The organism is Enterococcus sp. C76 (genome assembly GCF_040886985.1).
Taxonomy (GTDB): Bacteria; Bacillota; Bacilli; order Lactobacillales; family Enterococcaceae; genus Enterococcus_B; species Enterococcus_B lactis.
In genome coordinates this window covers 173,317-190,709 of sequence record NZ_JBFOEY010000004.1, presented here as the reverse complement: position 1 = coordinate 190,709, position 17,393 = coordinate 173,317, and the positions used below count along the sequence as shown (strand labels likewise).

Here is a 17,393-nt window from a genome sequence, read left to right as displayed (position 1 = left end):
AATTTATATAACAAAGGAGAAAAGGAAAATGGAAGAACAAATTTTATCAATCTTAGAAGAAATAACAGGAACAGATGAAGTAAGAAAAAATCGTGATATTGATTTATTTGATGAAGGTTTGCTTGATTCTTTAGCATCTGTGCAATTATTAGTCGAGCTAGACGGAGAGTTGGATATCCAAGTCCCAGTCTCTGAATTCGAGCGGGAGGATTGGCGCACACCGAATAAAATCATTCAACAAGCAACTGCATTGAAGGGTTGAGTATGAAAAAGAAACTCTTTGCTATTTTTGGACCTGTTGTTCTCGCTTTTGGTCTGCTTGCCCTATTCTTCACTTCTTCCTATCGAGTAAATATTGATAACCCGGAAGTAATCAAGCGAGCGTCTTCATCTATGTCAGCAAATGTACTAAAGGGCGATGCAATAAAAAACAAAGCTTTGTCTGAAAAACAATATATCCCCTTTTTTGGGTCGAGTGAATTAAGCAGGATCAGTCCATTCCATCCGTCTGTTTTGGCTGAAAAATATGATAGAGGTTATCGTCCTTTCTTGCTAGGAGCGCCGGGAACACAATCATTAAGTCAATATATGATGATGCGATCTGCAGGGGATGATTTGAAAAACAAAAAAGTGGTGTTTATCATCTCGCCTCAATGGTTTGTAAAAGATGGTGTAAAAACAGATTATTTCAACACTTACTATTCTGAACTTCAGACCTATGATTGGTTGTTCTCATTGAAAAAAGTCACATCAGCTGATCGCTATTTAGCTAGAAGACTATTAACTTTTTCAAAAGTAAAAGAGAACGATACGCTGACAGGAATTCTACAAACGATTAAAGAAGGAAAGTTACCTTTACCTGATTCTTTGGATCAGTTGCACAGCCAATGGAACATGTTGAAGCGTGAGGATGAGATATTCAGTGATATCGGTTTGAAAGATCGTCAGCAAAAAATCGATCATGAATCAAAACGATTACCAGACCACTATCAAGAAACAGAATTATCCATTTTGGCAGATAAGATTGGAAAACAAGAAACGACAAATAATCCATTTGGTTTGAAAAACGATTTTTATACACATCGTATCCGATCCCACGAGCCAGAACTCAAACAGTCACAAAAAAATTGGGATTATCGTTTTTCACCAGAGTTTTCTGATTTTCAGCTGATCTTGGATCAATTAGCAAAAAATCATAACGAAGTGTTGTTTATCATTCCACCGGTCAACGAGAAATGGAGCGATTATACCGGACTATCTCAAGAAATGCTACAAGGATTTGCCAAAAAAATCAAATTTCAATTAAATAGCCAAGGATTCAATCGAATAGCTGATTTTGTCAATCAAGCTGGTACCAATTATTTTATGGAAGATACGATCCATTTAGGGTGGAAAGGCTGGCTGGCCGCAGATCAACAGATTAGACCGTTTTTAGAAGAAAACCAGCTTCCTAATAGGTACCATCTCGATGATGCTTTTTTCAGCAAAGCTTGGCAACAACAAGTACCAGATAAACTACAATTAAAATAAATAAAACAGGTGGAGGATATCTGCCTGTTTTATTTATTTTAGAATATTCTGAAATAAACAGTAAAAATACCAAGTTTGCCTGAACAAAAAACAAAAGCAATGGTATAATCACAATATGAATATAGAAATGGGGGAAAACATTTGGATACAAAAGAAGAACAGCTACTAATTGATTTGACTTCTGCAAAAGGAGTACCTGGGAATGAAGAAGAGGTAAGAGAAGTATTCAGAGAATATGCTAAACCATTCGCTGATGATATTTTTTATGACGGATTAGGCAGTGTGATTGCTAAGCATGGCGCTGGCGGAGGACCAAAAGTCTTTATTTCTGGTCATATGGACGAAGTTGGTTTTATGGTAACAAAAATAACCGAAAAAGGCTTCTTGGAGTTCCAAACACTTGGAGGCTGGTGGGGACAAGTGATGCTTGCTCAACAAGTGGAAATCAAAACACGAGAAGGAAAAATCATTCACGGGGTAATTGGTTCAAAACCACCGCATGTTTTAACACCTCAGGTACGAAATAAACCATATGAAATCAAAGATATGTTTATTGATATCGGCGCATCAAACCAAGAAGAAGCCAAAGAGTGGGGCATACGTCCGGGAGATATGGTCACCCCATATATTGAATACAAACGAATGAACGGCAGTAAATATTTACTGGCAAAAGCATGGGATAATCGGATAGGGACAGCTGTTTCTTTGCGAGTATTGGAGAATCTATCTAAAGAAGCACATCCAAATGTTTTATTTGCAGGAAGCGATGTGCAAGAAGAAGTGGGATTGCGAGGCGCTCGAACAAGCACGCACCTTGTAAATCCGGATATTGCTTTTGCTTTAGATACTGGTACAGCAGGTGATACTCCAGGAATGACACCAAAAGAAGCAGATTCGATTTTAGGAAAAGGTCCACAGATTTTGATTTTTGATGCATCGATGATTCCGCACAAAAAATTATTGAATTTCGTTATCGATGTAGCAGAGGAAATGGCTATCCCATTCCAATATACAGTGATCTCTGGCGGTGGAACGGATGCAGGACAAATGCATTTGACAAGAGACGGTGTTCCTTCTGTAGCCATTACTGTTCCTGTTCGTTATTTGCATTCCCACACATCAGTGATCCATGAAGATGATTATTTGAATACAGTGAAGCTAGTTACTGAGTTAGTGAAACGGCTTGATAGTGAAACAGTTGAACAAATCCGGAGTTATGAATAATGAATAATAAAATGCCTATTTCTGAATATCGAAAAAAAGCGCGAGCTTCTTTAGAGAATCAATGGGGAATCAATGCTTGGCTTGTTTTCTTATCCATATTGTTCACAAGCGTCATACAGAATTTTTTTGACGGTTTCAGTCCTTTTACGGAAGAAAGCATGCAGCAAAACCTATTGAGTTTTCTAGTCAATAATTTGCTTTTATTCGCATTCAACTATGCATTGTTTTATATTGCGTTAGTAGTTGTACGAGGTGGCAGACCAAAAAGCAATCTTCTATTTTCAGTTTTCCAAAAAAAATATTTTGGTTCGATACTTGTCATCAATTTGATTAATTCAATCATCAACTGGTTGCTCAATAGTTTGATCTTTCTGCCCATGTTTTTAATCAGCGGAGTGAGTGCTTATACGCAGTTGCTTTTCAATTCAAGTACGGTACCTACGGATGTCATGCCAGGAGATTTTCTTGATATCAGCTTTGTTTTATCAATGGTAGGGATGATTTTTGTTTCAGCACTTATCATGAGCATCGTTGGCGGATTGTTCCAATTTGCTGCATGGACGAGGTTCGACTATCCTGATTTGTCGGTTGTACAATGCTTAAAATATGGCTGGTTCTTATTGAAAGATAGAATCGGTACGTATATTTTGTTGCAACTATCTTTTATCGGCTGGTATTTGTTAGGGGCAATCGCTTTATTCATCGGTCTTTTGTGGGTCATCGTTTATGTGAATGTATCAGTTGCAGAATTTTATGAACAAGCACGGATTGAAAAAGGTGGTCCAGAAGCCTATTTTGCTTAATCTGTAAGCAGTTCATTCATTAGAAAAATAACTTTTGTGGTAGGATAAATCTTTGAGGGGGAATGTATGATGAAATTAACTGTTTTAGGCTGCTTAGGGGCGTATCCTTATAATAATCAAGGGACAACAGGTTATTTACTTCAATCTGACGGTTTCAACTTGTTGATTGATGCAGGTAGTGCTACGCTGATCAAATTACAAGAACATCTTGATCCACTTGATTTGGATGCTGTGATCCTTAGCCATTATCATCATGATCATATTGCTGACCTTGGTGTATTACAGTATTACTGGCAACTTCATCCCAAGAGAGATCCGGAGACATTGCTTTCAATTTACGGGCACACAAAAGATTCTGTCCACTTTGAAGAATTGACGATGGCGAATGTCTCAAAAGGACATCCTTATTTTGAAGCCGAAGAATTAAAAATTGGTCCTTTTCTGATTACTTTTATGGAAACAATCCATCCAGTAGTATGTTACGCCATGCGAATCGTAGAAGAAGCAACGGGGAAAGTATTCGTATTTACAGGAGATTCAGGTTATTTGGAAAGTTTCGCTGATTTTGCGAAAGAGGCTGATTTGTTTCTAGCAGATACCTATCTATTTGAAGGAAATGAACATCATCATGCACATTTCACTTCAAAAGAAGCTGGAGAACTGGCGAAATCAGCTAACGTAAAGAAACTTGTACTTACCCATCTACCTCAGTTTGGCGACTTAGAACAATTGAAAAATGAAGCGCAAAAAGCAGCAGGTAAAGGGATAGATGTAGAACTTGCTGCAGTTGACAAAGTGTTTGACATTTAGGAGGAAGAACATGATTTTTGTACCAAATGAAAACCACGACCCAAGAATCAATTTAGCAATTGAACAATACTTGTTGCAAGAAATGCCATTAGATGAACCCATTTTGCTCTTTTATATCAATGAACCTTCAATCATCATCGGTAGGAATCAGAACACGATTGAAGAAATCAATCGAGATTATGTGGAAGAACATGGTATTCATGTGGTCCGCCGTCTAAGCGGAGGCGGAGCTGTCTACCATGATTTTGGGAATTTGAACTTTAGTTTTATTATGCCTGATGATGGTGATTCCTTCCGTGATTTTGCGAAAGTAACACAACCAATCATCCAAGCACTTCATGAATTAGGTGTTGCCGGGGCTGAGTTGAAAGGCCGAAATGATTTAGTCATTGATGGTATGAAATTTTCCGGTAATGCGATGTATGCTACCAACGGCCGAATGTTTGCTCATGGAACGATCATGTTCGACTCTGATATCAATGAAGTAGTCAATGCATTAAAAGTAAAAAAAGACAAAATCGAATCAAAAGGAATCAAATCGATCCGTTCTCGTGTGACGAATATCAAACCGTTTCTTCCCGAAGAAAAACAAAAAATGACAACGGAAGAATTTCGTCAAGAAATCTTGTTGAAAATTTTTGGTGTAGAATCAGTAGAGGAAGTAAAAACGTACGAATTGACCGACGAAGATTGGAAAAAAATCAATCGAATCTCTGAAGAATATTACCGAAATTGGGATTGGAATTACGGAAAGTCCCCAGATTTCAATTTCTCTCGTCAAAAACGTTTCTCTATCGGTTCGATCGAAGTCCACTTGAATGTATCAGAAGGAATGATTAAAGAAGCAAAAATCTTTGGTGATTTCTTCGGATTAGGAGATATCTCTGATGTCGAAAAAAAATTGGTGGGACAGAAATATGATAAAGAATCTCTATCAAAAATAGTTGACCAAATTGATGTGAAAAAATATTTTGGTGCGATAGAATCAGAAGAATTGCTTACCTTACTTTATTAAAAACAAAAAGCAGCGGAATCCTTATGTATTGGATCCCACTGCTTTTTTATATAGAATTCGAGTAATTTCGGGAAAGCTGAACAGTGATTCGATCAATCAATGTATCTTTTTCCTGCGTTAGTGTTCCAGTGTAACGATCTGCCACATCTTTCATCATCATCAAATCAAAGCGTTCCTGATCATCTAATTCTTCTGTGATACCTCGACTGAATATATTCGTATCATAATGTGCACTATGTTCGCAACAAATGACGAAATGATCCTCTTGCTCATGTATCGACAAATGAATTTTTCGATACAGCGGATTTTCGATGGCATGAGTTTCTCTAAAGGAATGCTCTAGGGCATGAATCAAAAGCTGGGCTAGATCATCATCTTTGATAGGAAGCTCCTCAGGAAGTTCTGCTTGGAAGGTGATCTGGATATTCCGTTTAGCAGCTAACTGTTGATAGCGCGCGAAAATCAGATTTGTCATCTGATGATTGCAAAAAGAACACAGCATTTCAAAATTTTTTGCTTCTTCCAAGATTGTTTCCACATATTTTTTTGCTTTTACTTGATCCGTATGCATTAAGTCTTGCAGATTTTCCATTTCCTGAACAAATTCTAAACGAAGCGTATTTACTTCTTGGATATGCTGTCGAAGTTGCTCATAATGCTGTTCCAGCAAATCGTTTTTGATTTTTAAGAAATCTACTTGTCTTCGGTCTTTATCTGTGTTCAGAATGTGGTCAATCAGATTGTAACTGATAATAACAATCAAAATAATAATGAATAAAATCGTAGACCAATTGATCGTCGTTTGATAAATACCTAGTGCTGTTTGGATATAAATCAAGCAGTGGATAATGGCAACCAAGACGATCCAAGGTGTACAAACTACATAAAAACGATTGTTTTTATATGCTTCACCAATGCAGGTAAGCGAAGTGACTAGAGTACTGATAACACTAGCTATATTAGCAATTGGCATCAATTCAGGAAGTTCTGCAGAAGTAAAAGCTGCATAAAGCAGAACACCAGAAAAGATCGAAAGCTGGATTATACAAAAAATCCCATACCATTTTTTATAATAAATCATCCGGCTCCAATAATAGCAGATAATGAAAGCCGAGGTTAGGATAATAAATAAATGAGATAAAAAAGAGTGAACGAATGGTTCAAAAAGGATGCCACTTAAAATATCTTCTGAAACAGCTTCAAATCCTAATGCCAAAGCAAAGCAGCTTAAGATAATCAGCGAGTATTCAAGCCGTTTTTGTTTGTACATCAAGTAGATGGTATAGATAAACGTCCCAATAGCAATGAAAACTGCAATGATCATCGTTAATACTTGCGGTACTGATTGAGAATAGATAAAACCGATTAACGGACCAGTTGTACCTATATAGACTTTCGGTGGCAACCCAGCGTAGTTTTGATAAGGAGATGAGACAGAGACCATCAATTTTTTTCCGATGTAATCTGATGGTAAATCTATCACAGCCAGTGATAATCCAGGGTTGCTTTCTGCGTCGTAATCTTCCCGTTGGTATAAAATGTTTCCGTTTAGATACACAGTAATCCATTGATGATTTCCTTTGATTAGTAAATTTGCTTCGTTCAACGGTTTCTCAAGTGTCGTTTCCATAATAAATGTTTCATCTTTGTCTACGGTAGGAATCGTACGAGTGTACTTGCTGTCAAACTTAAAATCAGGATCATCTTTTGAATAGAAAACCCATGAATCTTTTATTTCTTTCATTTGATTACTATCAGCAGGAGAGAAGATAAAATAGAAGAAATAAGCAATTCCTGCTAAAAATAACACTGATAATATAATTATTATGCTCCATTTTATGCGCATATAGAAAGATTCTTTTTTATTATATATGTTATTAAAAAAAGCCATAAAGGTATTCCTTTCTAAAACTTGTAATTTTAGGGTAAACGTTTTTTTTACTAACGTCAATTATTTATAATAAAAAATGAGATAAAGATGAGGAAATAGAATCAAAAAACGTCGTTGTCATAAAAATGTGTTTTTACAGTTATAATTTGAAAAAAATTTATCGTTATTATATGATTAAGAAGGATTGAAGAAAGAAAGGAGTTGAAAACGATGCCTGATTACAAAAAAATAACTTTTGTTAGTTCTGTAACGCTGATTATATTTTTAATACTTATTCTTCTCGTCGTCTTGGTTCCCCGAATTTTTGGATTGACTCCTTATATTATTGAGGATAGAGAAATGAACCCATATTATGCACAAGGAAATCTGATATATGTACGACCAAAAAATACAGATGAGATTTTAGTCGGAGATATTATTACATATTATGAAAATTCAGGTAAAAAAATCTCGACACGTCGCGTAATAGCCATTGAAAACAACTACAACGACTTTTATACAAAAGCTGACACACGGACTTATATCGAGCCTGGAGTAGTAAAAAAGAGAAATATTATCGGTAGTCCAATCTTCCAGATTCCATATATTGGTCTGGTCCTTTCCAAAACAGCATTTGCATGGATCCAGGGGTTATTCTTTACGATTGCTTTTTGCTTAACAGGAATCACAGCTTGGAATACTTTTGTAGAGTTGAAGAAGAAGCGGAGACGAACACAGAAATTTTTGTGAGAATGTTGAAAAAGACAAATATATTCAAGAGATACCATTACTCTTCTGAACGAGTGATACGGAAAATACTCATACAGCTTGTAGATTTAGCTAGTTGTTCGTATAATGTGTAAAGAGGAGGAGTAGTATGCGCAATGAAATGATGCATCGTCCTGTAGTCAAAGAAGAACTATTGGACTTTATGCGTACCCAGCAAAAAAAATTACCGGGTGAGCTAGGCAAATTGGAAGAAGAAGCTCATGTAGCAGAAGTACCGGTTATTCCCCACGAAACAGTTGTATTTTTGAAATTTTTACTTGGACAGATTCAGCCTGAACGAATCTTAGAGATCGGTGCAGCTATCGGTTTTTCATCAAGTGTCATGGCGACAACAATCGGAGAAAATGCTCATGTTACGACCATTGATCGTTTCGATGTCATGATCGAGAAAGCGAAAAAAAACTATGAACGTCTAGGATTGACAGATAAAGTAACCTTGCTTGAAGGGCAAGCCGCAGATATTTTGCCTGAATTGTCTGGTCCATATGACTTTATTTTTATGGATAGTGCAAAATCAAAATATATTGAATTTTTACCTGAATGTTTGCGTTTGTTACGAAAAGGTGGCGTTTTGATGGTAGATGATATTTTCCAAGGAGGGACGATCTTGCTCCCTGATGAAGAGATTCCTCGTGGCAAACGAGCTATCCATCGTAAATTAAATGAATTCCTTCGTGTCGTGATGAACCATCCTGATTTGACATCGACCATCTTACCATTAGGCGATGGTGTAATCTTAATGACAAAAGAAGCAGAAGAAATCGATTGGTGATACATGATTATGACAATCAGTAAGTGATTGATTATATCAAGGAATCCATCTAAATTTGATGTGAAAGAGACTGTATTTGTAAAACAACTGAAGGAAATAGTAAATAGATTGAAATAAACAGGAGTAAGCATGAAGACAATGCAACTCCTGTTTTCGACTGATAACCTTAGAATAGATGGAAGCGAATGTTTCTTTTCAAAGGATTGATTTGGTAGTTGAATTAAAATAATTGGCTATTTGCTAATTAAATAACTATTTCGTATTGACAGAAGCAATTTAATTATCTATAATTATTGATGTTCCGCTGATTCCTGTCATAGTAGCTCAGCTGGATAGAGCATCCGCCTTCTAAGCGGACGGTCGGGGGTTCGAATCCCTCCTGTGACGCTAAAAAACCGTTAGAAACCTCAGTTTCTAACGGTTTTTCTTTGTTTTTTGTGCCAATATTGTTTGTTTTTAAAGGCAAATAAAATAAAAAAAACATCTTTATCTAGTACAATTATAGGAAGTAAAAATAAAATCCATCAGAAAGAGGAAGCCAATATGTCAATATTATCAAAAATTTTAGTCACTCTAGTGGCCATCGAATTTTTTTATATCATGTACATCGAAACAGTAAGAACTGATTCCGATACGACAAGCAGAGTTTTTAAAATGAATAAAGAAGAATTAAGCAGAAAATCTGTTCAAACATTATTTAAGAATCAAGGAGTATACAATGGACTATTAGGGGTGGGACTACTTTACGGAGCTTACCTTTCTTCCGCACCTAAAGAAATTACAAGTATGCTGTTGCTATCAATTTTTATTGTTGCATTGTATGGAAGTCTGACTAGCGATCGCTGGATTTTACTAAAACAAGGTGGGTTAGCTCTGTTGGCCTTGCTTTCTATTTTCTTCTAAATGTAGAAAAACAAGGATCTATTGGACAGGAAACTTTGTGAAAAATATTACTTTTTCTCATGAAATATGCTATTCTAATGAATGGTATTTTAGAAAATTTCATGAAAAGGAGTTAGATAGGTGTTCAAAAATTATGTTTTATCACTAAAAAAAGAATTTTTAGGTTATGATCTTTCAAGATTTCAGAAAGATCTTTTGGCTGGAATCACAGTAGCTGCTGTAGCATTGCCTTTAGCTTTGGCTTTTGGGGTATCAAGCGGAGCCGATGCGTCCGCAGGTTTGATTACGGCTATCATTGCCGGCCTCGTTATTGGCGGTTTATCAGGCGGTTTTTATCAAATATCAGGTCCGACAGGCGCAATGGCAGCTATTCTAATGTCCATTGCGGCAACAAAGGGAATGCAAGGTGTGTTGCTTGCTACTTTTTTGGCAGGTCTATTTTTACTTGCAGCAGGACTTTTCCGATTAGGAACACTAACTTCTTTTATCCCAGCACCAGTAATCACAGGATTTACTTCAGGTATTGCTATTATTATTGCATTAGGTCAGATCGATAATTTGTTTGGTGTTCATTCGGAAGGTACAAATGTTATTGAAAAGCTAAGTAGTTATCAAACACTAGGTTTTCCAATAAACATAGCATCTTTGATTATGGGAGGACTAGTCATTTTAGGGATGTTCATCTATCCGAAAAAATGGGCGAAACGAATGCCTAGTTCGCTGTTGGCCATCATTTTAGCAACAGTAGTTACGCTACTGTGTCATTTACCAGTAGCCACTGTTGGTAACATCCCACAAACACTGATCAGCAGTAATCGCTTGGGCTTGGGAGATTTTAGCTTTTCTGCCTTGCAACAAGTAGCCGTTCCGGCCATTAGCATTGCTCTGTTAGGGATGATTGAGAGCTTATTATGTGGTGCTTCTGCTGGTCGAATGGCGAATAAATCATTAGACAGTAACCAAGAATTAGTGGCACAAGGGGTGGGAAATCTATTGCTTCCTTTTTTTGGCGGGATTCCTGCTACTGCAGCCATTGCTCGTACAAGTGTGGCCATCAAATCTGGCGCACAAACCAGATTAGCTGGCATGATCCATGCAGTTGTCTTGTTGCTTTCCATGCTTGTTTTTGCGCCAGTGATGTCACAGATTCCGATGCCGGCACTTGCAGGTGTTTTGATCGTGACGGCTTGGCGTATGAATGAATGGAGAACGATTAAGGAGCTATTTGTTCATAAATATTGGTCAGCTATTCTATTGTTTGTTCTTACAATGATTTGTACAGTCATCTTTGATTTAAGTATTGCTATTGTAATTGGGATTATCGGCGGTTGTGTATTTTTTGTTGTAAAAAGTGCGGCTATCACGATTTCATTAGAAACAATCGATTGGCAAAGAATGGGGCTGCCAGAAACGGAAAAGCTGAATAATTGGACAGTAGTGTACATTAGCGGTCCGCTATTTTTCATGTCTTCAGAGAAACTAAAAAATAAATTGGAAGAACTAAACCATCACGACGGTGTTATCTTCTCCATGCGTGGGGTACCAAGTATTGATTTGACGGCACGTGCAGTTTTTGATGAATTTCAAGAAAAAGCAGAACAGAGAGGACAAACGATTATTTATACTTCCTTGCAGCCAGAAGTAGAAAAACAGCTTTCTCACCTATGGGAATATACATCCACACATCAACATCAAACAGTTGCTCATGCGTTGACAGCATTGCATGCGAAATATACGGCAATGAGCCATTAAAACAATGAAAAAGAACAGACAAGACTGTAAACTAAAAATTACACCGTCTTGTCTGTTCTTTTTAATCTTGTTGTAAAAGTGAAGCTAGTACTTGCCAATCTTGATGGATAACAGGTACAAGGGAACGATTATAAAAAATAGCTGCTGGATGAAAAAGTGGAAGGATACGGTAGTTTTTTTCTGACCATTCGTAGGCATCTTTTTGTTCTGTTAGCTGTAAGACGGGACCTGTATAGAGTTGACCATGGTTTTTGGTAACTGTATATTCTTTACCAAGTAATCGTTGCAGGCCAATATTTCCAAGTGTTGCAATTAATTTTGGCTGGACTTCCATCAGTTCGTAATCCAGTATCGGTGCGTGTGCAAATACTTCGGATCGAGTAGGTGTACGATTTGGATAAACAGTTTCTGTCTGTTGTGTCCGTTTATTGATCCGATGAGTCACGCGATACGGGCGACTCCGTACAGCACTGGTGATATAAACCTCTTCTCGTGTTAAACCAGTGGAAGAAAGTGCCTGCATCAATTCTTTTCCAGCTTGTCCGCTAAAAGGGATGTGTGTATCAATCTCTGTTTTCCCTGGGGCTTCTCCTACAAGCATTAATTTAGGATGAAGAGGTCCTTGCCCAGCGACAAACCCTTCTACAGGACAGCCGTTCATCCTTAAAGAAGCCTCTTGTATCAATTCTGTTGGGTATTCCATTTGTGCTCCTCCTTTTTCTTTTATTATAAGAAGAAAAGAAACGCAATGCGACTATTTTATTTGGCAGAAACGAAGGGGAAAGAAAAGCAGGAGAACGATTGTTTAAATCTTTATTTCATTTTTTGACTTTAAATTTAGTTGACGAACAGCGGCTGTTCTGGTAAGCTAGTACTGTTGTAATTGTGGACTCCACAGCTACAACCGCTCAGAACAAGTAATAAGCACAGCAGATGCTGTCACTTCGGATGGCGAGTCTAAGTATATCAGAAGGAGGTGCTTTATAGCATGTACGCAATTATTAAAACTGGTGGTAAACAAGTAAAAGTTGAAGTTGGACAAGCAATCTATGTTGAAAAACTTGACGTTGAAGCAGGAGAAAAAGTTGTTTTTGACGAAGTTATCTTAGTAGGTGGCGAATCTACAAAAGTAGGCGCTCCAACTGTTGCAGGTGCAACTGTTGAAGGTACTGTTGAAAAACACGGCAAACAAAAGAAAGTCGTTACTTTCAAATACAAACCTAAAAAACATTCACACCGCAAACAAGGTCATCGTCAACCATATACAAAAGTGGTTATCGACGCGATCAACGCTTAATCAGCGTTTGAGAAAGAAGGCCTATATATGATCAAAGGAACATTTAAGCGAAATGACGCAGGTCAGATCGTTTCATTCACTTTGACCGGGCATGCTGATGCTGGTCCTTATGGAAGTGATATCGTTTGTGCAGGTGTTTCTGCGTTAGCGATCAGCACTGTCAACGGGATTGCCTCATTAGCCGGTTTTGAACCGATTGTTGAAATGAATGAAGAAGAAGGCGGTTATCTTTATACCGAAGTCACTTCAGGAATGACACAAGAACAAAACAATATTGCTGAGATTCTATTAGAAAATCTTTTATTAGGTTTACAATCAATAGAAGCTGAAAACTCAGAATATATCCAAATTAAAACAATCAATGATAAATAGGAGGTGCAGACCATGTTGTTATCTATGAATCTACAATTATTTGCCCACAAAAAAGGTGGCGGTTCTACATCTAACGGCCGTGACTCAGAATCAAAACGTCTAGGTGCTAAACGCGCTGATGGACAAACAGTTACAGGTGGATCAATTCTTTACCGTCAACGCGGTACAAAAATCTATCCAGGTGTAAACGTGGGTATCGGTGGAGACGACACTTTATTTGCAAAAGTTGATGGCGTAGTACGTTTCGAACGTAAAGGCCGTAACAAAAAACAAGTGTCTGTTTATCCAGTAGCTCAAGAAGCTTAATTGAATCTTGCGATTAAAGAGGTTGTGACAAGACTTTTGTCACAGCCTCTTCTTTGTTTATAAAAATAAAAGTTGTAATGAAGGATGCGAAGGTTACCATGTCTTTTTACGCTTGATATTTTTTTGCCATCTTGTAATCAGAATGTTTTGATAACGATTGTTTTTATTAATGAAAGCGATATTGTTTGCTATCAGCAGCATCATTGTAGGATAAATAGTGTTCTTTTTCTTGTTTCCGATATAAAAATGGAATTGATATTTTGTGTTCTTTTATCTTCATTACGCTTGTCCCTTCGCTTGTTGTCAACAAAACAAAATCAGGTAAATAGTTGACGAAACGGAAATAAATACATAGTATTATGTTTTGAAGCCTAAGAACAACAGTCTATAGAAAAGGAGCGATACCATTGGCAAAACGCATGGACCGAATTTATATGTATGTCAAAGAAAAAACCGCTCATTTAACAAAGGCAGAATATGACCAAGGAGTAACGACACAAGAAATTGCTGAAGTGTTAGGAATCCAACGAACGAATAGCAGTAAGGATCTGAATCAGCTAGTGCGCGAAGGAAAATTGATAAAGACAGATGGACGACCAGTACGTTACATATATCAAACACTCGCTACGCACGTAAAGCCAGCTGCAAAACATGTGGTCAGTTACAAAGAAACGCCGATCTCTGAAGAAAAAAACACGCTCCAGATAGATACTAAGGATATCTTTGCAAAAATCATTGGAGCTAATGGTAGCATGAAAAACTCAGTGGAACAGGCAAAAGCTGCGATCTTGTATCCGCCAAGAGGATTAAATTGCTTGATTACAGGACCTACCGGATCAGGAAAGACTTATTTTGCGCACGCGATGTATCATTTTGCCAAAGCACATCATGTAATAGATGAGGAAACGGAACTGATTGTTTTCAATTGTGCTGATTACGCGAATAACCCTGAGCTTTTGATGAGCCATTTATTTGGGTATGCAAAAGGAGCCTTTACAGGTGCAGATGAAGAAAAAATGGGAATTATCGATCAAGCGGATGGTGGTATGCTATTTCTGGATGAAATTCACCGATTGCCTCCAGAAGGTCAAGAAATGATCTTTTACTTTATGGATCACGGGACTTACAGTCGACTTGGAGAAACAACGAAATCTCATGAAGCAAATGTACGAATCGTAGGTGCGACCACAGAAGATCCAGGCTCTTCGCTATTGGAAACTTTTGTTCGGCGTATCCCAATTAATATCAAACTTCCGGCTTTTGAAAAACGTCCTGCAAATGAGAAAGTCGATTTAGTAAAAATTATGATTGCCCACGAAGCGAACCGCACACAACGAAAGATCTCTTTGACAGAAGATGTAGCAAAAGCACTGATTGGCAGTGTGACTTATGGGAATATAGGTCAATTGAAGTCGAATATCCAGTTAGTATGCGCACGAGGATTTCTAAATCATATGCAATCTCCCGAAATATCGATTACGATTGATGATTTGACAGAAGGGATTCGTAGCGGATTGATTCAATTAGCAAGCAACCGCAGTGCAATGGCAGAGCTTTCTAAAATATTGGAGCCAAAGATAACTGTAGCACCAAACGATACGATCATGAAAATCCAATCAGACTCCTATGAATTACCTTATAATCTATATGATATTATCGGAGATAAAGCAGCTTTGCTGAAGTCGGATGGGTTGGACCAAGAAGCAATCAATCACTTTATTTCTACAGATATCAACATCCATCTGAAGTCTTTTTACAAAGACCATGGGTTTTCTTTTAATGCAGATAGCAAATTAGCAGAATTTGTAGATCCAAAAATCATAGAAGTGACCAATCAGATTTATGTAATGGTCAAAAGATCTTTACCGTATGAGTTTCAGCAAAACTTTATTTATGCTATGAGCTTGCATATCAGTTCGTTTTTGAAAAAAATCAATTTAGGAGAAGAACGGCATACGAATGATAATATCCGTGAGATGGCATTTGATTTTCCAGATGAATATGCTGTTGCGAAAGAAGTGCGTAGTTATATAGAAACGTATTTTCAAGTGGATATTCCAGAAAGTGAAGACTACTACTTGACTGTTCTACTCGTCTCGTTACGGGCGAACCAAGCAAGCGGCAGAATCGGTGTAGTCGTTGCGGCTCATGGAAACAGTACAGCAAGCAGTATGGTTCAGGTTGTCCAACAGTTGTTAGATGCAGAGAACGTACGAGCAGTAGACATGCCGTTGGATATGGATCCGAAAACAGCTTTAGACCGAATTGAACGCAATGTACAAGAAGTAGATGAAGGAAGCGGGGTCATACTATTAGTGGATATGGGGTCCCTCGCCTCATTTAATTCGCAAATTCAGCGAGACACTGGGATACCTGTACGTACCGTTGACATGGTAACGACTTCTCTAGTTTTGGAAACCGTACGAAAGGTCTCTGTATTAGGGACAGATTTAGATATGTTGCATGAATCATTGAAGAATTTTCGAGGTTACGCAGAAATATCTTCTGTAGAACCTGTCCAGGAAACAAAACCTATCCATAAGAAAAAAGCTGTTTTGGCCATTTGTGCATCTGGCGAAGGTACAGCGCAAAGAATCAAAGAATTGATCGAACGAGCGGTAAATAAGCGTCAAGAAACAGAATTAGAAGTTCTAGCTTTGTCGATTGTGGAAGTGAAAGAAGAATTGCCAGTTATCCAAAAAGAATATCAGATCATAGCAACTACTGGGATTACTGATTTGAATATCCAAGCACCATTTATTCCTTTAGAGCGCTTCATTGATCAAAATATCGAAGTCATTTTGGATCAGTTACTTATGGAATCAGAAATGGAAGAAACTGAATTCGTCTCGCTAGATGAAGAGACAGCTAAAAAAACATGTGTTGAGTTTATCTCTGAGAACTTCATCTTTATCAATGGTAGTAAACTAATCGATCCAATGTGGCAATTTTCTACACAAATCTCTCAGACGATGGGAATTGGCGATGAAGAATATGGCTTTAAGATCAACTTGGTGATGCACACAGCAGGAATGATCGAACGGATTATTCGAAATGAAACGTTGACGGTGGAAGAAAACGAATTGACGAACACAACGAGTGATCCTCTTTATAATCAATTAACAGCCTCGGTTGTCCTGCTAGAAGATAAGATAAAAGTAAAAGTGCCAATAGAAGAAATGTATTATCTGCTACGTCTAGTGCATAATCAGCTAGATAAAAAAGAATACACTATGCCTTAAATACACAAAAACGATACACTTTTATAGTGTATCGTTTTTGTGTATTGGTTAAGAATCCTTTAAATTCAATTAGTGTATCGCAAAAAAGTTGGCACGCTTTTTGCTTATAGTAGTGTGTGCTAGGAGGTGGTTGTTCACACAGAAATGATAGGGGTTTCTGTGAAGTAGTGAGGAAGAAGGAGTTTTGCAGATGGATATTCGATTGGCACGTATAGATGATCGTTTAATCCACGGGCAAGTCGCAACAGTTTGGTCGAAGCAAACAGGTGTTGAACGTATCATTGTGATCAGCGATGTAGTTGCTCAAGATAAATTGAGAAAGTTTCTATTAAAAGAAGCTGCACCGCCGGGAATCACAGCAAATGTAATAACCGTGCAGAAAATGATTCAAATCTATCATAGTGGACTATTATCACGAGCAAAAGTGATGCTTTTATTCACCAATCCCCAAGATGTTGAAGCGGTTGTCCGCTGCGGTGTACAGTTGAAGTCGTTGAATATCGGCGGTATGAGTTTTACTGAAGGCAAATCAATGATTACCAATTTTGTTTCAGTAAATCAACAAGATATTGATTCCTTTCGTTACTTGAACAGTCAAGAAGTGGAGTTAGAGATTCGAAAAGTACCTGCTGACAGGAAAATCCTTTTGATGGAACTACTAGCGAAAATCAAAAAGGTGTAACAAAAATGGTTGTTGGAAAAGGTCAA

General features: G+C 37.6%; 17 protein-coding genes, 1 tRNA gene and 1 other annotated feature. Of the genes, 16 read left to right on the top strand and 2 right to left on the bottom strand.

Annotation, left to right across the window (positions count from 1 at the left end):
* Positions 1-28 precede the first annotated feature (28 nt).
* The 6 genes from dltC to AB3I00_RS07245 all read left to right on the top strand — a co-directional run bounded on the left by dltC (position 29) and on the right by AB3I00_RS07245 (position 5,382).
* A complete protein-coding gene (gene dltC, locus AB3I00_RS07270) occupies positions 29-262 on the top strand; it encodes a D-alanine--poly(phosphoribitol) ligase subunit DltC (RefSeq protein WP_002292356.1) in 234 nt (77 codons plus the stop codon).
* A gap of 2 nt (positions 263-264) precedes the next feature.
* Positions 265-1,530 carry a D-alanyl-lipoteichoic acid biosynthesis protein DltD gene (gene dltD, locus AB3I00_RS07265; RefSeq protein ID WP_368024999.1) on the top strand — a complete coding sequence of 422 codons (1,266 nt, stop codon included), beginning with the start codon at positions 265-267 and terminating at the stop codon, positions 1,528-1,530.
* Positions 1,531-1,671: 141 nt separating this feature from the next.
* A complete protein-coding gene (locus AB3I00_RS07260) occupies positions 1,672-2,754 on the top strand; it encodes a M42 family metallopeptidase (protein ID WP_002292358.1) in 1,083 nt (360 codons plus the stop codon).
* Positions 2,754-3,557, top strand: coding sequence for a DUF975 family protein (locus AB3I00_RS07255; protein ID WP_368024998.1), 804 nt, complete (start codon positions 2,754-2,756; stop codon positions 3,555-3,557). Before AB3I00_RS07260 ends, AB3I00_RS07255 begins: the two co-directional genes overlap by 1 nt.
* 69 nt (positions 3,558-3,626) lie before the next feature.
* On the top strand, positions 3,627-4,367 hold the full coding sequence (locus AB3I00_RS07250; RefSeq protein ID WP_016853388.1) for an MBL fold metallo-hydrolase: 741 nt from the start codon (positions 3,627-3,629) through the stop codon (positions 4,365-4,367).
* 10 nt (positions 4,368-4,377) lie between these two features.
* The gene (locus AB3I00_RS07245) at positions 4,378-5,382 is read left to right on the top strand and encodes a lipoate--protein ligase (protein WP_002310251.1); all 1,005 of its coding nucleotides are present in this window, start codon (positions 4,378-4,380) and stop codon (positions 5,380-5,382) included.
* 46 nt (positions 5,383-5,428) lie between these two features.
* Here the strand turns inward: AB3I00_RS07245 and AB3I00_RS07240 are convergent, their stop codons facing one another.
* Entirely contained in the window at positions 5,429-7,273 is a 1,845-nt protein-coding gene (locus AB3I00_RS07240; protein ID WP_104764843.1) for a hypothetical protein, read from the bottom strand.
* Between the two features lie 210 nt (positions 7,274-7,483).
* Here AB3I00_RS07240 and AB3I00_RS07235 point away from each other — a divergent pair, with 210 nt between their 5' ends.
* The 5 genes from AB3I00_RS07235 (at position 7,484) to AB3I00_RS07215 (ending at position 11,468) form a co-directional block, all read left to right on the top strand.
* Positions 7,484-8,002, top strand: a complete 519-nt coding sequence (locus AB3I00_RS07235; RefSeq protein ID WP_002292363.1) for a signal peptidase I — start codon at positions 7,484-7,486, stop codon at positions 8,000-8,002.
* A gap of 127 nt (positions 8,003-8,129) precedes the next feature.
* Complete coding sequence (locus tag AB3I00_RS07230) at positions 8,130-8,813, top strand: O-methyltransferase (protein ID WP_002292364.1); 684 nt, start codon at positions 8,130-8,132, stop codon at positions 8,811-8,813.
* Between the two features lie 313 nt (positions 8,814-9,126).
* Positions 9,127-9,200, top strand: a tRNA-Arg gene (locus AB3I00_RS07225).
* 156 nt (positions 9,201-9,356) lie between these two features.
* Positions 9,357-9,716, top strand: a complete 360-nt coding sequence (locus AB3I00_RS07220) for a DUF1304 domain-containing protein (protein WP_002329013.1) — start codon at positions 9,357-9,359, stop codon at positions 9,714-9,716.
* A gap of 120 nt (positions 9,717-9,836) precedes the next feature.
* The gene (locus AB3I00_RS07215; RefSeq protein WP_002292367.1) at positions 9,837-11,468 is read left to right on the top strand and encodes a SulP family inorganic anion transporter; all 1,632 of its coding nucleotides are present in this window, start codon (positions 9,837-9,839) and stop codon (positions 11,466-11,468) included.
* Between the two features lie 61 nt (positions 11,469-11,529).
* Here the strand turns inward: AB3I00_RS07215 and AB3I00_RS07210 are convergent, their stop codons facing one another.
* Positions 11,530-12,171: a uracil-DNA glycosylase gene (locus AB3I00_RS07210; RefSeq protein ID WP_368024997.1), complete on the bottom strand. Its 642-nt coding sequence runs from the start codon at positions 12,169-12,171 to the stop codon at positions 11,530-11,532.
* Positions 12,172-12,360: 189 nt separating this feature from the next.
* Positions 12,361-12,437: a sequence feature (ribosomal protein L21 leader region), on the top strand.
* Between the two features lie 19 nt (positions 12,438-12,456).
* Between AB3I00_RS07210 and rplU the strand changes: the two genes are divergently transcribed.
* The 5 genes from rplU (at position 12,457) to AB3I00_RS07185 (ending at position 17,367) form a co-directional block, all read left to right on the top strand.
* A complete protein-coding gene (rplU, locus tag AB3I00_RS07205; RefSeq protein WP_002289450.1) occupies positions 12,457-12,765 on the top strand; it encodes a 50S ribosomal protein L21 in 309 nt (102 codons plus the stop codon).
* Between the two features lie 27 nt (positions 12,766-12,792).
* Positions 12,793-13,137 (top strand): ribosomal-processing cysteine protease Prp, encoded by a 345-nt coding sequence (locus AB3I00_RS07200; protein WP_002289451.1) that lies wholly within the window; start codon positions 12,793-12,795, stop codon positions 13,135-13,137.
* 12 nt (positions 13,138-13,149) lie between these two features.
* Positions 13,150-13,443 (top strand): 50S ribosomal protein L27, encoded by a 294-nt coding sequence (gene rpmA / locus AB3I00_RS07195; protein WP_002289452.1) that lies wholly within the window; start codon positions 13,150-13,152, stop codon positions 13,441-13,443.
* A 434-nt stretch (positions 13,444-13,877) separates the two neighbouring features.
* Positions 13,878-16,685, top strand: a complete 2,808-nt coding sequence (locus AB3I00_RS07190; protein ID WP_368025012.1) for a sigma 54-interacting transcriptional regulator — start codon at positions 13,878-13,880, stop codon at positions 16,683-16,685.
* 190 nt (positions 16,686-16,875) lie between these two features.
* Positions 16,876-17,367: a mannose/fructose/sorbose PTS transporter subunit IIB gene (locus tag AB3I00_RS07185; protein ID WP_002289455.1), complete on the top strand. Its 492-nt coding sequence runs from the start codon at positions 16,876-16,878 to the stop codon at positions 17,365-17,367.
* Positions 17,368-17,393: the final 26 nt, after the last annotated feature.

Bases quoted from the DNA above. Each gene is read 5' to 3' on its own strand.
- dltC (WP_002292356.1), top strand. From the start codon at position 29: ATGGAAGAACAAATTTTATCAATCTTAGAAGAAATAACAGGAACAGAT.
- dltD (WP_368024999.1), top strand. From the start codon at position 265: ATGAAAAAGAAACTCTTTGCTATTTTTGGACCTGTTGTTCTCGCTTTT.
- AB3I00_RS07255 (WP_368024998.1), top strand. From the start codon at position 2,754: ATGAATAATAAAATGCCTATTTCTGAATATCGAAAAAAAGCGCGAGCT.
- AB3I00_RS07250 (WP_016853388.1), top strand. From the start codon at position 3,627: ATGAAATTAACTGTTTTAGGCTGCTTAGGGGCGTATCCTTATAATAAT.
- AB3I00_RS07245 (WP_002310251.1), top strand. From the start codon at position 4,378: ATGATTTTTGTACCAAATGAAAACCACGACCCAAGAATCAATTTAGCA.
- AB3I00_RS07240 (WP_104764843.1), bottom strand. From the start codon at position 7,273: ATGGCTTTTTTTAATAACATATATAATAAAAAAGAATCTTTCTATATG.
- AB3I00_RS07235 (WP_002292363.1), top strand. From the start codon at position 7,484: ATGCCTGATTACAAAAAAATAACTTTTGTTAGTTCTGTAACGCTGATT.
- AB3I00_RS07230 (WP_002292364.1), top strand. From the start codon at position 8,130: ATGCGCAATGAAATGATGCATCGTCCTGTAGTCAAAGAAGAACTATTG.
- AB3I00_RS07220 (WP_002329013.1), top strand. From the start codon at position 9,357: ATGTCAATATTATCAAAAATTTTAGTCACTCTAGTGGCCATCGAATTT.
- AB3I00_RS07210 (WP_368024997.1), bottom strand. From the start codon at position 12,171: ATGGAATACCCAACAGAATTGATACAAGAGGCTTCTTTAAGGATGAAC.
- rplU (WP_002289450.1), top strand. From the start codon at position 12,457: ATGTACGCAATTATTAAAACTGGTGGTAAACAAGTAAAAGTTGAAGTT.
- AB3I00_RS07200 (WP_002289451.1), top strand. From the start codon at position 12,793: ATGATCAAAGGAACATTTAAGCGAAATGACGCAGGTCAGATCGTTTCA.
- rpmA (WP_002289452.1), top strand. From the start codon at position 13,150: ATGTTGTTATCTATGAATCTACAATTATTTGCCCACAAAAAAGGTGGC.
- AB3I00_RS07190 (WP_368025012.1), top strand. From the start codon at position 13,878: ATGTATGTCAAAGAAAAAACCGCTCATTTAACAAAGGCAGAATATGAC.
- AB3I00_RS07185 (WP_002289455.1), top strand. From the start codon at position 16,876: ATGGATATTCGATTGGCACGTATAGATGATCGTTTAATCCACGGGCAA.